Annotated in this window: 13 protein-coding genes; 6 read left to right on the top strand and 7 right to left on the bottom strand. The window is 70.0% G+C overall.

Translation table 11 applies throughout. From position 1 onward, the window contains the following. Positions 1–23 precede the first annotated feature (23 nt). Entirely contained in the window at positions 24–470 is a 447-nt protein-coding gene (locus tag ABZ345_RS06760; RefSeq protein WP_359843716.1) for a hypothetical protein, read from the bottom strand. Positions 471–643: 173 nt separating this feature from the next. Here ABZ345_RS06760 and ABZ345_RS06755 point away from each other — a divergent pair, with 173 nt between their 5' ends. Continuing rightward, positions 644–1,564: a winged helix-turn-helix domain-containing protein gene (locus tag ABZ345_RS06755; protein WP_359843714.1), complete on the top strand. Its 921-nt coding sequence runs from the start codon at positions 644–646 to the stop codon at positions 1,562–1,564. Here ABZ345_RS06755 and ABZ345_RS06750 read toward each other — a convergent pair. Further along, on the bottom strand, positions 1,561–1,956 hold the full coding sequence (locus ABZ345_RS06750) for a helix-turn-helix domain-containing protein (RefSeq protein ID WP_359843713.1): 396 nt from the start codon (positions 1,954–1,956) through the stop codon (positions 1,561–1,563). The two genes, ABZ345_RS06755 and ABZ345_RS06750, sit on opposite strands and share 4 nt — an antisense overlap. Positions 1,957–2,347: 391 nt before the next feature. On the opposite strand from ABZ345_RS06750, the gene ABZ345_RS06745 reads away from it, so the two are divergent. Then, positions 2,348–3,523 (top strand): hypothetical protein, encoded by a 1,176-nt coding sequence (locus ABZ345_RS06745; RefSeq protein ID WP_359843711.1) that lies wholly within the window; start codon positions 2,348–2,350, stop codon positions 3,521–3,523. Between the two features lies 1 nt (position 3,524). Next, complete coding sequence (locus ABZ345_RS06740) at positions 3,525–5,597, top strand: tetratricopeptide repeat protein (RefSeq protein ID WP_359843709.1); 2,073 nt, start codon at positions 3,525–3,527, stop codon at positions 5,595–5,597. Here ABZ345_RS06740 and ABZ345_RS06735 read toward each other — a convergent pair. Next, positions 5,594–7,069, bottom strand: a complete 1,476-nt coding sequence (locus ABZ345_RS06735; protein WP_359843707.1) for an FAD-dependent oxidoreductase — start codon at positions 7,067–7,069, stop codon at positions 5,594–5,596. The genes ABZ345_RS06740 and ABZ345_RS06735 overlap by 4 nt on opposite strands. 144 nt (positions 7,070–7,213) lie before the next feature. On the opposite strand from ABZ345_RS06735, the gene ABZ345_RS06730 reads away from it, so the two are divergent. After that, positions 7,214–7,645 (top strand): SRPBCC family protein, encoded by a 432-nt coding sequence (locus ABZ345_RS06730; RefSeq protein WP_359843705.1) that lies wholly within the window; start codon positions 7,214–7,216, stop codon positions 7,643–7,645. Between the two features lie 33 nt (positions 7,646–7,678). Here the strand turns inward: ABZ345_RS06730 and ABZ345_RS06725 are convergent, their stop codons facing one another. Further along, complete coding sequence (locus ABZ345_RS06725) at positions 7,679–8,404, bottom strand: TetR/AcrR family transcriptional regulator (protein WP_359843703.1); 726 nt, start codon at positions 8,402–8,404, stop codon at positions 7,679–7,681. A 56-nt stretch (positions 8,405–8,460) separates the two neighbouring features. On the opposite strand from ABZ345_RS06725, the gene ABZ345_RS06720 reads away from it, so the two are divergent. Both ABZ345_RS06720 and ABZ345_RS06715 read left to right on the top strand, forming a co-directional pair. Then, positions 8,461–9,363, top strand: a complete 903-nt coding sequence (locus ABZ345_RS06720; protein WP_359843701.1) for an NAD(P)H-binding protein — start codon at positions 8,461–8,463, stop codon at positions 9,361–9,363. 74 nt (positions 9,364–9,437) lie between these two features. After that, a complete protein-coding gene (locus tag ABZ345_RS06715) occupies positions 9,438–9,914 on the top strand; it encodes a carboxymuconolactone decarboxylase family protein (protein WP_359843699.1) in 477 nt (158 codons plus the stop codon). A gap of 12 nt (positions 9,915–9,926) precedes the next feature. Here the strand turns inward: ABZ345_RS06715 and ABZ345_RS06710 are convergent, their stop codons facing one another. The 3 genes from ABZ345_RS06710 to ABZ345_RS06700 are packed head-to-tail and all read right to left on the bottom strand — an operon-like array spanning position 9,927 to position 13,410. Then, positions 9,927–10,664, bottom strand: a complete 738-nt coding sequence (locus ABZ345_RS06710; protein WP_359843698.1) for an aminotransferase class IV — start codon at positions 10,662–10,664, stop codon at positions 9,927–9,929. Next, the gene (locus ABZ345_RS06705; protein WP_359843696.1) at positions 10,665–11,861 is read right to left on the bottom strand and encodes an FAD-dependent monooxygenase; all 1,197 of its coding nucleotides are present in this window, start codon (positions 11,859–11,861) and stop codon (positions 10,665–10,667) included. After that, on the bottom strand, positions 11,854–13,410 hold the full coding sequence (locus tag ABZ345_RS06700) for an AMP-binding protein (protein ID WP_359843694.1): 1,557 nt from the start codon (positions 13,408–13,410) through the stop codon (positions 11,854–11,856). The genes ABZ345_RS06705 and ABZ345_RS06700 overlap by 8 nt, the downstream gene beginning before the upstream one ends. Positions 13,411–13,418 lie beyond the last annotated feature (8 nt).

The raw sequence follows: 13,418 nt of genomic DNA, 5'->3' as shown, positions 1-13,418 counted from the left end.
CCGGGCGGTCGGCGCGAGTGCTCCTACTTGTGCAGCCGGACGCAGGAGCTCCACGCGATCAGGTCGGTGCTGTCCTCGTGGTTGCACACGTCGAACCACACGTCCTTGTATCCCGTGCGCTCGAAGTTGGGCCTGAAGCCCCAGCCGTCGTCGACCGCCGTGGCGAGGACCTCCGTGAAGGTGCCTCCCGAGTCCGGTTTGTAGTGCATGAACAGCTGGCCGCCCCACCCGTCTCCCCGCCACTTGTCCGCCGAGCCGTCGGACACTTGCGCCTCCTGGACGGAGATGTGGCAGTAGCCGTTCTTGTCGCACTTGTCGTAGTGGTAGCGCACCAAGGCGCTGGCGGCCTCGTTGTTGGTCAACGCGTAGAAGGTCGTGGCGGCGGAAGCGGGTGCGGCGACGGTCAGGGACAGGACGAGTCCTGCGACCACACCCGCGTCGGCCATCCGCGTTCGAAGGCTTCTGAACACAATGATCCCCTCAGTACGAGATAGTTCTTGCCGAGAGCTCCCGTTCGCCACAGCGTTGGGGGGCGGGGGACGGGAACGCATTCTGTTCGGCCTGAGCCGAACGGTGGCGCGACCAGAGGGCATCGGGGGCGGATGTGCTTCGAGTTCGTTTCACCGCTGAGGATCTGCTGCGCGTGACGGTCGCGAGCGAGCCCGCGCCGCTGATCGAGTTGACGCTCGCGACGGCCGCGCTACGTCGTCACGACCCGCTCTTCGCCCAGTGGCGCCGGCGCACGCTGCCGCGCGCGATGGGGCCGTTGCTCGACCTTGTGCCCGCCACGGCCAAGGGACCGCTGTTCCTGGACCCACCGGCCCGCCGGCTGGACGAGGGGCTGGACCTGATCCAGTCGGCTTCCACCTCGTCGGTGCGGGCCGAGTTGCAACGCGTCCACGCGCCGGGCCGCCGGCCGCTGCCGTGGGTGCGGCTGCTGGCCGACGGGGACAGGGAAGCCCGCCAGGACCTCGTCCGCGCCGTGCGGACCGGATACCGGCACCTGGTGGGAGAAGCCTGGGAACGGATCCACGCGGGCTTCCACGCCGAGCAGGCCTGGCGCGGCCGGCTCCTGGCCGAGCAGGGCCTTCGCGTCACCCTGGCGGGACTCGTTCCCGGAGCGCGCTGGCAGGGCACCACCCTGGAGATCGACCGCCCCGACGAGGCCGAGCTCCAGCTGGACGGCCGCGGCCTGATCCTGCTGCCGTCGGTGTTCTGGACAGGACGGCCCCTGGCCGGCCGGTACCCCGAGGGCGATGTCCTGGTCTACCCGGCTCTCACGTCCCTGCCACTGCTGGACGGCTCACCGCCGGACGACGCCCTGGCGGCTCTGCTCGGGCGCGGTCGCGGGCGGATCCTGCATCAGCTCACTCAGCCCCGCACGACCACCGACCTCGCCCGCGGACTGCGGATGGCCAAGTCGTCGGTGTCCGAACACGCCAAGACGCTGCGGAACTCCCACCTGATCACCAGCCGGCGTGACGGCAAAGCCGTCTGGCACACGTGCACCCCACTGGGACTGAGCCTTTTACGAGGATGCGGTGGAATTCCGGCGAATGCCTAAGTGATGATGGCGCAGAGCTTGCTCGTGAGTTCTTCCAAAGCGCGCACCACGCCGTTCAAAGCCGCAATTTGTTCCATGTACTGCCGGGCGACCCATTCCAGGTCAGCAGCGCCCAACGGTGTTTCGGCCTGCAGCGAAGTGAGAACCCGTTGCTGCGCGCGATCAGCCATGGCGGCGTCGTAGAGCTGCTTGAGGTAGTTGCCGTCCGGTCGCAGAACCTGGACGTAGGTGGACATGAGATCCGGCGGCGGGATCCGGATTCCCCTTTCGTAGTCCACCATCCCGCTGTGCGCGGTCATCCCCAGCTGTCGTGCGAGCTTGCGGAGCGACAGTCCGCGCTCGAGCCGCAGACGGAGCAGTTCCTGGCCCAGCAGTTTGTTGACGACCCCCAATTGTTTCCCCTCCCCGGTTCGACGCGCCTGATCCTGACAGTCGGCCCCAAACGTGACATCAGCCGAACGGGGGACGAGGTAGCAGGATCTTCTATGGGTACTGTTCAGAGGGCGTATCGGGGTGTTCTCCTCCTGTTCTGAACTTGTTCTGCTGCCGCAGAACGCGGTGGACGGCGTGTTAGGAATTTGGTGCGGCCGAAATTCGCGCCGTGTGATTTCGAGGGAGGAAACCCCATGAAGACGACGACCAAGATGAAGAAGATCACCGTCCGCCGCACCGGCGACGTGCGCCTGACGACGGCCACCTGCAAGTGCCCGTACAGCGTCGAGGCCTGATCAGCTGAGCCAGCCGGGGGCCGCGCACAGCGGCCCCCGGCCATCGGGAGGCGCAATGAGCGGCGACACGCCCGTGCTTTTCCACGACCTCAGCTTCGTCCCCGAGGGTGACGAGACGGTCGTCGGCCGCCTGGACACCGGTTCCTACGCGGTACTGCCCGCCGACGGCGCCGCGCTGCTGGGGCAGATGGCCGGCGGCATGTCGCCCGAGACCGCGGCCCGGTGGTACGAGTCGGAGTTCGGCGAGCCGATCGACATGGAGGACTTCCTCGAGACGTTGCGGGAGCTGGGGTTCGTGCGGGACGGCGAGCCCGTCGCGGTGGCACTCCCGGTCCGGTTCCAACGGCTGGGTGCGGCGGCGTTCTCGCCGTTGGCCTGGGTGCTCTACCTCGCGATCACGGTGGCGTGGCTGATGCTCGGCGCCCGGCACGACGACCTGCTGCCCGACCCGAGCCAGTTCTTCTTCGTCCAGTCCGCGCTGGTCGTGCAGCTGGTGATCACCTTCGGCCAGTTGCCGCTGATCTTCCTGCACGAGGGCTTCCACACCCTGTCGGGCCGGCGGCTCGGCCTGCCCAGCAAGCTCGGCATGAGCAACCGGTTCATGTACGTGGTGTTCGAGACGCGGATGAACGGCCTGTTCAGCGTCGCGCGCGGCAAGCGGTACCTGCCGTTCCTGTCCGGCATGCTCGCCGACGTCGTCGTGCTCGGCCTGCTGGGACTGCTCGCGCACACGACCCGCGACGCGAGCGGTGCGCTGTCGCTGACCGGCAGGGTGGCCATCGCACTGGGGTTCACCGTCGTGATGCGCCTGGTCTGGCAGTTCCAGCTCTACCTGCGCACCGATCTCTACTACGTGTTCGCCACCGCGCTGCGCTGCCACGACCTGCACGACGCCAGCGTCACGTTGCTGCGCAACAGGATGTGGCGCGCGCTCGGCCGTCCGGAGCGAGTGGTGGACGAAGGGCAGTGGACCGAGCACGACCGCAGGGCCGGTCGGTGGTACGGGCCGTTCGTCGTGCTGGGCATCGCGGTGATGTTGTCGCTGGCGGTGTTCGGCTCGCTGCCGATCGTCCTGCAGTACGTGGAGATCGTCGGCCGCAACCTCACCAGCGGCAGGCTGGACCTCTACTTCTGGGACGCGGTGGTCTCGCTGGTGATCAACGTCGGCCAGCTGGTGCTGGTCGCCCATCTCGCCCGGCGCAAGCGCCGGATCGGAAGAGAAGTGAGCTGACATGTCATCACCTCAGCGGCATCTGCGGCTGCGCGGCGCCCGGCGTGCCGACCGTCAGCGGCACCTCGTGTCGATGCTGGGCGACGCCGGTGTGATCACGGCGGTCTGCCACCACCGGCTGCGCGGCCCGTACACCGGAGTGGACACGATCCTGCGGGCGCTGCTGCCCGACGCCCTGCGACGGTGGCCCGAACTGGTCGCCCAGCACCACGTCGAGCTGCTGTACGGAATCCCGGAGCTGGCGGAACTGATCGGCCCTGCGCCGTCGACACTGGCGTCGGCGGGGCCGTTCTCCCAGCGCACGCGGTTCTACGGCGCGCAGATGATCCGGTGCATGAGCCAGGGCGTGGTGACGTTCCTGATCGACCTGGCCGCTCGCCGGGCGGAAGCCGGGGATGCACCGCTGTGCCTGGTGTTCGAGGACATGCACGCCGCCGAGCCGACCACGAGCGAGTTCGTCGCACTGCTCGCCCGGCGTTGTGACCCAGCCACCTTACGGGTTGTCGTGTCCACAGTGGACCGGATCGCGGACGAGCTGGCGGAGGTGCTGGACCGCGTCGCCGACGAGATGTCCTGCGAGGCCCGGCCGGAACAGGACGACCGCAGCCAGCAGCAGTTGGTCGCCGCGTACGTCCGATCCGACGGGACCAGCGACAGCCAGGCGGAGATCGACGCCTATCACGCGGCCGACCCCGCTGTGCTGCAACGGCTTCACGACGAGCGCGCCGACGAGCTGGAACCAGGCGCCGACTGGGGCACGGTGATCGGCGCCGTCACCTATCACCGCGAACGTGGCGAGGACCCGCACGGCCGCGGCCAGGAGGTGCTCGACAGGGCGTTCCAGTTCTGCGTGGAGACCGGGTTCTCCGCCGCCGTCGTGGACCTGGGCATCCGGGGCCGCGTGGTCACGGACCCGGTGAGCCAGGGCAAGCAGTACCTCAGGTTCACCCAGCACGCGGCCTCCGCGCTGGTGGCGCTGGACCGGCTGACCGAGTCGCTCGAGCTCTACATGGACCTGCGCGCCCGGTACACGGACGCCAAGGTGCACATGACGGCCAGCTACGGCATCGCCATGCTGCACACCAGGTTCTTCGTCCCGCGAGACCACGAGGCCGCGGTCGGCTGGCAGAACAACGCCTACGCGCTGGCGTCGTTGTTGCCCGACCCCGCCGAGCGCCGCACGTACGAGGTGTTCCAGGCCAACGGTTTGGCCCTGGTCGAGATGCACCGGGGCAACCTGGCGCGGGCACTGGAACTGGTCGACGGCGGCATCGCGCGGCTCGACGACGAGCTCGACGACCAGGAGTGGGTGCTGCACCGCTCGCAGCTGTTCTACAACCGCGCGCGCCTGCACGCCGCGCTGGGCCGCTCCGACGAGGCCTACGCCGAGTTCACCGAGCTCATCGACCTCGATCCGCTCTACACCGACTACCTGAGCGAACGGGCGAAGATCTCCCGCAAGCGCGGCGACCTGGACGCCGCGCTCGCGGACTACGACCGCGCCGTGCAGATCGGCCCGCCCTTCCCCGAGCTGTACTACAACCGGGGAACCGCGCGGCTCGCGGTCGACGACGTCGACGGCGCGTTCGCCGACTTCGCCTACGTGCTGGAGATGGAGCCCGGCGACGTCGACACCCGCCTGACCCGCGCGGAACTGTTGCTCTCCAACGGAGATGTGGCGGCGGCGCACGCGGACGTCGTGGCGGGACTCGTGCTGGCCCCCGACGAGCCACGCCTTCTCGCCATGCTCGGCACGATCGAGCTCGAACAGGACCAGCCCGAACAGGCGTTGCCCCACCTGGACGCCGCGCTGGCGGGCGACCCGCGCTATCCCGCCGCACTGGTCAACCGCGCGGTCGCCCACTTCCGGCTCGGCCACGCCGCGACGGCCGTCGACGACCTCACCCAGGCGTTGGACGTCGTCGGCGCGGACCCGGACGTCCTGCTCAACCGCGGCATGGCCTACCTCGCCTGTGCGCAGGCGGAGCTGGCGATGCGTGACTTCGACGCGGCCCTCGCGCTTCCCGGCGCGGACCTGGAGGAGCTGAACCACCAGCTAGAGCTCTGTCGCTAGAACCACCGGCGGACCGCGCGTTCGAACGAATCCTGGTCAGGCACGCGATCACCTGCCCAGGCGACGACGCCATCCGGCCGGATCAGCACGGCGCCGAGCCCGAAGTCGTTCTCGGCGGGTCCGGCCGCGTACCGCAGTTCGCGCTGCCAGGCCGCGGCCGGACCTTCCAGGCGCTGTTCGGAGCTGAAGTCGAGCACGACGCCTCGACCGTCCTGCATCAGGTCGGCGAGGCGCGTGCCGTCCAGGAGGCAGAAGTCCGGGGCGTTGTGCCCGACCAGCGGCTGCTCGCTCCCGAGGTCGTACCGGGCCGACAGCCCGGACATCTTGCGGAGCACGTAGGTCGTTCCGTCGCGGGTCGCGAGCAGGTCCCGGACCACCGCCTGGATCGCCTGGGCGTGCGGGTCGGGCCGCATGATCGCCACCTGGGCGCGCGTCCAGTCGAGCGCCCAGGCGCCGACGGGATGGCGTTCGTGGTGGTAGGTGTCGAGAAGTCCTTGCGGCGCTTGATTGTTCACGGTCGCGGCGAGCTTCCAGCCGAGGTTCACGGCGTCGCCGATGCCGGTGTTGAGGCCCTGTCCGCCGAGCGGGGACATGATGTGCGCGGCGTCTCCGGCAAGCAGGACCCGTCCCCGCCGGTAGGTCGTCGCCTGCTTCGCCCGGTCGGTGAAGCTCGAGGCGAGCCGGACGTCGGTCAGCGTCACGTCGAGGCCGGACACGCGGCGCAGCACGGCCTGGAGGTGGTCGCGGGCCGGTTCCTGCGAGCGGTCGAACGCTCCGCCGTCGAAGTCCATCATTCCGATGTGCCCGGTGGTGGGCATGTGGACGTACATGCCCGCCGGCGTCAGGGTGAACCCCGGCGCGAGCTGTCCGGGATCGGCGACGGTGGCCAGCATGACGTAGCCGGTGAAGGTGGGTTCTGTGCCGGCGAAGTCGAAGCCGGCCAGCTTGCGCACCGCGCTGCGTCCGCCGTCGCAGCCCACGACCCAGCGCGCCGCGTACTCGTCGGTGCCGTCACCCACGACCACGGTCTCGTCGTCCTGGGTGACGCTGGAGATCGAGACGCCGTACCGGATCTCCACGCCGAGCTTGACGGCCCGTTCGGACAGCACCGTCTCGACCGCTTCGAGGGTCGTCATCACGACCTCCGGCACCGTGCTGGGCAGTCGGAACGGCAGCGCGTCGATGTCGACGTTGGCCGCGTCGAGCACGATCCCGGCGAAATGACCTGCCCCGCCAGGCCGCCCCAGCCCCGGCACGCCCGGTGTGTCCAGCAACGGCTCCGCCAGCCCGCGACGGTGCAACGCCTGGACCGACGCGGGGAACAACCCGCGCATCCCGAGGGGCGCGGCCCGCCACGGGGAGCCGGGCTCCGGCTCCCGTTCGAGCACGAGGACGGAACAGCCCCTGAGACCGAGCTCGCAGGCGAGCAGAAGACCGACTGGGCCGGCGCCCACGATCACCACGTCATGCATGTGAAATCCCTTTCCCGAAGCCGGATCTCGGCGACACGCCAAGACTGCTGCGGGGCGCTGGCACAGCACGCACGGGCCGCTGGCACGGAGCGCACAAGCACTGGTTCCGTGCGACCATCTGGCGAACCAGGAGGTGAGTGAGCGATGACCGTGGACGTCCGCCCGGAAGTGCTCGTGCACCGGCCGCGCGACGAGGTCGCCGCGTTCATGTTCGACCCCGCGCACGATCTCGAGTGGACCGGCGGCATCACGTCCAGCCGGCCCGCGCGACCGGGGCAGCTCACCAGCGGCGCGACCGTCGAGCGCACCGCGAAGTTCCTCGGCCGCGAGTTCGTCTACGGCTACGTCGTGACCGAGCACGAACCGGACCGGCTCGTGGAGATGAAGGTGGACCGCCCGTTCCCGATGACCGTGCGCTACGAGCTGGCCGACGCGCCGGACGGCACGCTCGTCGCGATCCGGGCGAGCGGGTCGCCGGGAAGGTCCTTCGGCTGGGCGACGCCGCTGATGGCCCGTCAGGTGCGCAAGAACATCACCGCGGACCTGCACCGGCTTCGGACCTGCCTGGAACGCTGAACGCGGCTCCGCTGCGACCGCGTGGACGTCGGCTCATCCGCGAGGTGACTGGCCGTCCTGCATCCGGCTGATGGAGCGGGTGAGCCACTCGGACAGAAGGGTGCGTTCCGCGTCGCTGAGCTCGGGAAGCCGGGGCAGGGCGGCCAGGAACGCGACCGCGACGGCGATGGGCTCGAAGCCGTGCCGGACCGGTGCGGAGGTGAGGATCTCGCCGAGCACCGCGTCGAGCAGTGCGTCGGTGAGGCCGGGATCGCGGTGTTCCTCCGGCCGGCCCAGCTGTGCGAGCGCTGCTCCGGTGCCGGCGGCGTGGATCATGTCGACGGCCCGTGTCTCGGAGACCTTCAGCAGTCCCGCGGCCGCGACCCGTGCGACTCGGGCCCGCAGTACGTCTGTGCCCGCGGTGGTGGCGGGGGAGCGTTGCAGCCGCGCGGGGTCGACGAGGAGCAGGAACACGTCGGGATTGGTGAGGTTGAAGGCGATGTGTGCGCGCCAGGCGGCTCGCAGGTCCTCGACCGGGTCGCCGTTCTCGTCGGACGCCTTGGCCGCTTTGGTGGCGACGTACTCGGCCAGCACGTGTTCGGCGACGGCTTCCAGCAGGCCGTCCTTGTCGCCGAAGAGCCGGAAGATCGTCGGAGTCGGTACGCCTGCTTCCTCGGCGACGGCACGGGTCGTCACCGCTCGGGAGCCGCCGGTGCGGAGCAGGCGTGCGGCGGCGGTGACGATCTCGGATCGGGTGTCGGCGGGGGGCGACTCCAGCATGAATCAACGATATCAAAATCTTGATACCGGTGGTTCGGATCAGTGGTAGCGTTTTGATGAATCACTGGTTCATGCTGGAGGAAGCCATGATCATCGTCACCGGAGCCACCGGACGGCTCGGCCACAAGATCGTCGAGAAGCTGCTCGACCACGTTCCCGCTGACACCGTCGGCGTCAGCGTGCGCGACCCGGACAAGGCCGCGGTGCTGGCCGCCCGCGGGGTTCGGGTGCGCGCGGGCGACTTCACCGAACCGGCGAGGCTGGACCACGCCTTCGAGGGCGCCGACCAGGTGCTCGTCGTCTCGGCCTCGATCCGGGGTCCGCAGGCCGCCGGGGCGAACAGGGCCGCGATCGACGCGGCCGTGCGATCGGGTGCGGCGCGCGTGCTCTACACCAGCCATCAGGTGGCTTCGCCCGACTCGTTGTTCGACCCGGGGCGTCAGCACGCGGAGACGGAGAAGCATCTGGCCGATCAGGGTGTCGCGTACACGGCACTGCGGCACGGGTTTTACGCGAGCACCTTCGAGCACTACGTGCCCGCCGCGCTGCGGACCGGTGAGTTCTGGCTCCCGCAGGACGGACCGGTCTCGTGGACCGCGCACGCCGACCTCGTCGAGGCGGACGTCATCGCCCTGACGCGCCCTGGCGTGCTGGACGGGGTGACGCCACCGCTGACGGCCGCCGAGATGCTCGACTTCTCCGATGTGGCAAGGGTTCTCAGCGAACTCGCCGGGCGCACGATCACGCGTGTCGTGGTGGGCGACGAGGAGTGGAAGGAGGCGGTGATCGGCCAGGGCATGCCGGCCGCCGCGGCCGAATTCACGCTCGGCATGTTCCGCGCGGCTCGAGCGGGTCAGTTCGCGGTCACGGACCCGACCCTGGAGAACCTGCTCGGCCGGCCGGCCATCTCGGCACGCGCCGTGCTCGCGTCATTCTTGACGCAGCACGACGAGCGCTGAGTCCACAATGGATACAGCGGACGATTCTGTTGTCTACCAACGGAAATCTCACAAGTATTCGCTATGGTTGAGGTATGTCGACCACCGCTACTGAGTCGCGGGTGAACCTGAAGTCGGTCACCCCGGACGTGTCCGCCGCGATGCGGGCACTGCACCTCGCGGCCGCGGACTCCGCGGCGAAGGCGGGACTGCCCGCCCCGCTGCTGGAGCTGCTGCGCCTGCGCGTCTCGCAGATCAACGGGTGCGAGTTCTGCCTCGACCTGCACGCCCGTGACGCCAGGACCGGCGGCGAGTCGGCGGAGCGGCTCGACGCGCTGTTCGCCTGGCGGTCGTCCACGCTGTTCGACCCGCGGGAGAGGGCCGCGCTCGCACTGGCCGAGGCGATCACCCTGGTGCACGACGACCGGGTGCCGGACGACGTGTACCGGGCCGCCACCACCGAGTTCGGCGACGACGGGACCGCCGCGCTCATCTGGGTCTGCACCGTGATCAACGCGTACAACCGCATCGCGATCAGCACTCGCATGGTTCCACCCGCTGCCCAGTCCTAGACAAGCCCAGTCCTAGACCAGTCCTGGACCGGACGGGTCGAGCGGCAGCCGCAGCCGTTCGACCCGTTCCCGCCACGACGTGAAGTGCTTGCCGTTGTCAGGAACGGCGTCGCATCCGACGAACGCGGTCACCAGGCGAATGCCGTGCAGCGCGTTGAGCAGCCACACCTCCCGGCCCGCCAGTTCGTCGACGCGACGGGCGCGCCGCGCTGTCCGGATTCCCAGCGCTGTGGCCAAGTCCCGCACGAGCCCGGCGGTCGTCCCCGGCAGCGCCGGGATCTCCTCGGGCGGTGCGCACAGAACGTCGTCCTCCCACCACAACAAGGACGAGCTCGACGCCTCGACCACGATGCCGTCCGCGGTCCGCAGCAGCGCCTCGTGGGCGTTGTGGTTCTCCGCCAACGCTCGCAGGTCGCCCAGCGCCAGGAGGTCAGGTCCTTTGCGGGCCGGATGAAGCCGGTGGTCGGGCACGTCCGGCACCCACACCCGCACGTGGTCGCCTCTGGCGGGTGCGGGCCGGATCCGCAGGCGCAACGACGGCGGATCGCCCGCGAGCTCCACCCGCGGGAACCACGCACCCGTGCGCGGCACGGCGGAGATCGTCTCGTGCCAGAACCGTTCCAGGTCCTCGGGCGTGACGACACCGAGCTCCAGACAGGACCGGGTGAACCTGCCGATGTGCCGGTCCAGCGACCGCACCGACCCGTCCAGCACCAGCCAGGAGTCGGCCACCAGCAGTTCCTCGGCCATTCAGCGCCTCACCGCGGCACGCGGCCCGTACGGGGCGTGTTCCAGCCACTCACCGAACCGGGGCACCACGGGCGCCAGTGACGCTGCCGCCCGTCGCCGCCACCGAGCCGCGGTGCCGGGCGGCCGCAGGTGCCGCAGAGCCGCGCCCGCGGCGGCGCTGTTGACCTCGGCCGCCGCACGCCTCGCCGTGGCGAACTCGGCGACAGCGCCCGCGTTCACCGCGGGAGACCGCCGGCCGACGGCGATGGCCACCGCCGCCGCGTGCGCGTCGACGAAGCCGCTGTTCATGCCGCGCGCACCGAACGGCGGGAACAGGTGAGCGGCCTCGCCCACGAGCAGTATCCGGCGGTGCGGATCGGTGAAGTCATCGGCGATCAGCTGCAGGAACCGGTAGACCGAGAGCGCCGTGACGCGCTCGGGCGGCGTCGGTCCGATCAGCTCGGGCAGCCACCGCTCCACCTCCTGCGGCGAGGCCATGACGTCCGGATCATCGCCGGCCCGGCTCTGGACGTCGACCTGGAAACCCTTGGCGTACGGCACAACGAGCACGCCACGACCATCCGCGGCGGGGTGCTCGTAGTGCATCACCCGTTCCAGACTCGGTGTGCCGCCGGGCTCGTCGCGGACGTCGACGACCACGTGGAACCCTTCGGCCGCCGAACCTCCCAGCGAGGTGCCCGTGCACTTGCGCACGATCGACCTGGCGCCGTCGGCTCCCACGAGGTGGGTTCCGGACCAGGTCTCGCCGTCGGCGGTGGCGACGGTGACGCCACCGGAGTGGGCCACGACCTCGGTGACCGGGTGGTTCCACCGCACGTCCACGCCCGCCCGTGCGCAGGCGTCGAGCAGGACCCGTTCGGTCTCGCTCTGCCGCAGGCTGGTGAACGGCGGCAGGCCGCGCGCGGGGTCGTGCGGCGGGAACTCCCTGGCGTAGACCTCCCGCCCGCGGTACAGCGTGCGGCGGACGTTCCACAGCACGCCCCGTGCCGCGAGTTCCGATCCCAGTCCCGGGCTGATGAATTCCAGCAGTGTCAACGACTTCCCGTGCACGTAGAGCGCGCGGCTGCCAGCGCGGTGCCGGTCGGCGGGGTCGGCTTCGAGCAGCACGACGGGCACCCGGTGAGCACGCAGGGCCAGTGCCGCGAAGAGCCCGACCGGACCGGCGCCCACGACGATCACCGGGTCCTCGTCAGCCATGGGCCACCACGCTGTCGTCGGCGGCGATCAACCGGGCGAGCGCCACGCGCTTGATCTTCCACGTCGACGTCCTGGGCAGGTCGTCGAAGTCCCACTGCCGGGGTGCGCCCAGGGCCGGGAGGCCGGCCGTCGCGCGTTGCCAGCGGTCCGGTGCCAGCGGCGCACCGCTGCGGGTGCACACCACGGGCACCGCGACGCCGTCCGGGCCGGGAACCACGACCACCTCGCGCAGCTCGTCGAGCCGCGACATCAGCACGTCCTCGATCCGCAGGTTGCTGTCCACCTCGTCGATCTGGTCGATCTCGCGGTCGATCAGGTTCAGGCCGCCCCACCAGTTGCGGGTGCCCATGTCGCCCATGCGCCACCAGCGTCCGTTGACCTGCGCGTCGTACCTGTCCTGAGCGCCCTGGTAGGTGACGATCCGCCCACGGGTGCGGGCCTCGATGTGCCCGGTCGTGCCCCGCGGTACCGGGGCGCCGGAGTCGTCGGTGATCCGGACCTGGGTGAAACCGGGGATGCCGACGCCGACCAGTCGCCCGTTGCCGCGCGCCGCACCACGTTCGGTGAACACGCGCACGGACACCGGTCCGGTCTCGCTCTGCCCGTAGAGCTGCATGAGGTACTTCCCGCGTCGTTGCGACGCGCCGAGCAGACGCTGCACCGTGCGCGGGTGGATGGCGTCGAAGGTGCTGCTGAAGCACCGGACGTTGCGCAGCGGCGCTCCAGGGGCGTCGGCCAGCTCCTCCCACAGCACGAACGTGTTGGGGTGCGTTTCCACGACGCCCGGCCGCCAGCGCGCCAGCAGCGGCCCGACCGAGGCGGGGTCGTGGTCCACCAGCAGGAGCAGGCGGCTTCCGCTGGACAGGAACGTGCCGAGCGCGTGGTAGAAGCGCGAGTGGACGAACGACATGCAGAAGGCCGCAGTCTCCCCACGCACGGGCAACGCCATGACCTTCTGCGGCACCAACCTGTTCCACAACGCGCGGGCGCAGTGCACGGCGAGCTTCGGCACGTCGGTCGTGCCCGAGCTGTGCGTGATCAACGCGGGCTCGTCGGGATGCAGCCGGACCGGTGTGGCACGCCGGGTCACTTTCAGGTCGGCGAGCGAGCTGACGAGGACGCGCTCGCTGGTCAGCCTGGCGATGTCCGTGTCCTCCATCAGCCGGGACAGCGTCTCGGCGTCCGTGACGAGCATCGGCCGGTCGAGCCTGCCGAGCAGAATGCCCACGGCGGTGGCGTCGAGGCCCGGTGACAACAGAACCGGCACCGCACCAAGACGGGACACGGCACAGCCGAGCAACGCGATGTCCGCGTTGTCGCGCTTGTGGATCACGACGTGGCTCGCTGGTCTCGCTCCGGCCGTGTAGAGCTGGTCCGCCAACCGGTCGACGAGATCGGCGAGTGAGCGGTAGGTGTGCTGCAGTCCGGTGCCGGGAGCCACGTCCAGCCGGCGATCGAGGATGACCGGTACGGCACCGTGACGGATGGCCGCCTCGCGGAACATCTGTCCGATGTAGAAACCGCTGCCGGCGAAGAGCTTTTGCTGCAAGGGGAAAC

The sequence above is a fragment of the Lentzea sp. NPDC005914 genome, assembly GCF_040629405.1.
Lineage (GTDB): Bacteria > Actinomycetota > Actinomycetes > Mycobacteriales > Pseudonocardiaceae > Lentzea.
The sequence above is the reverse complement of the archived record's forward strand: the minus strand, read 5'-3'. Positions and strand labels throughout refer to the sequence as shown.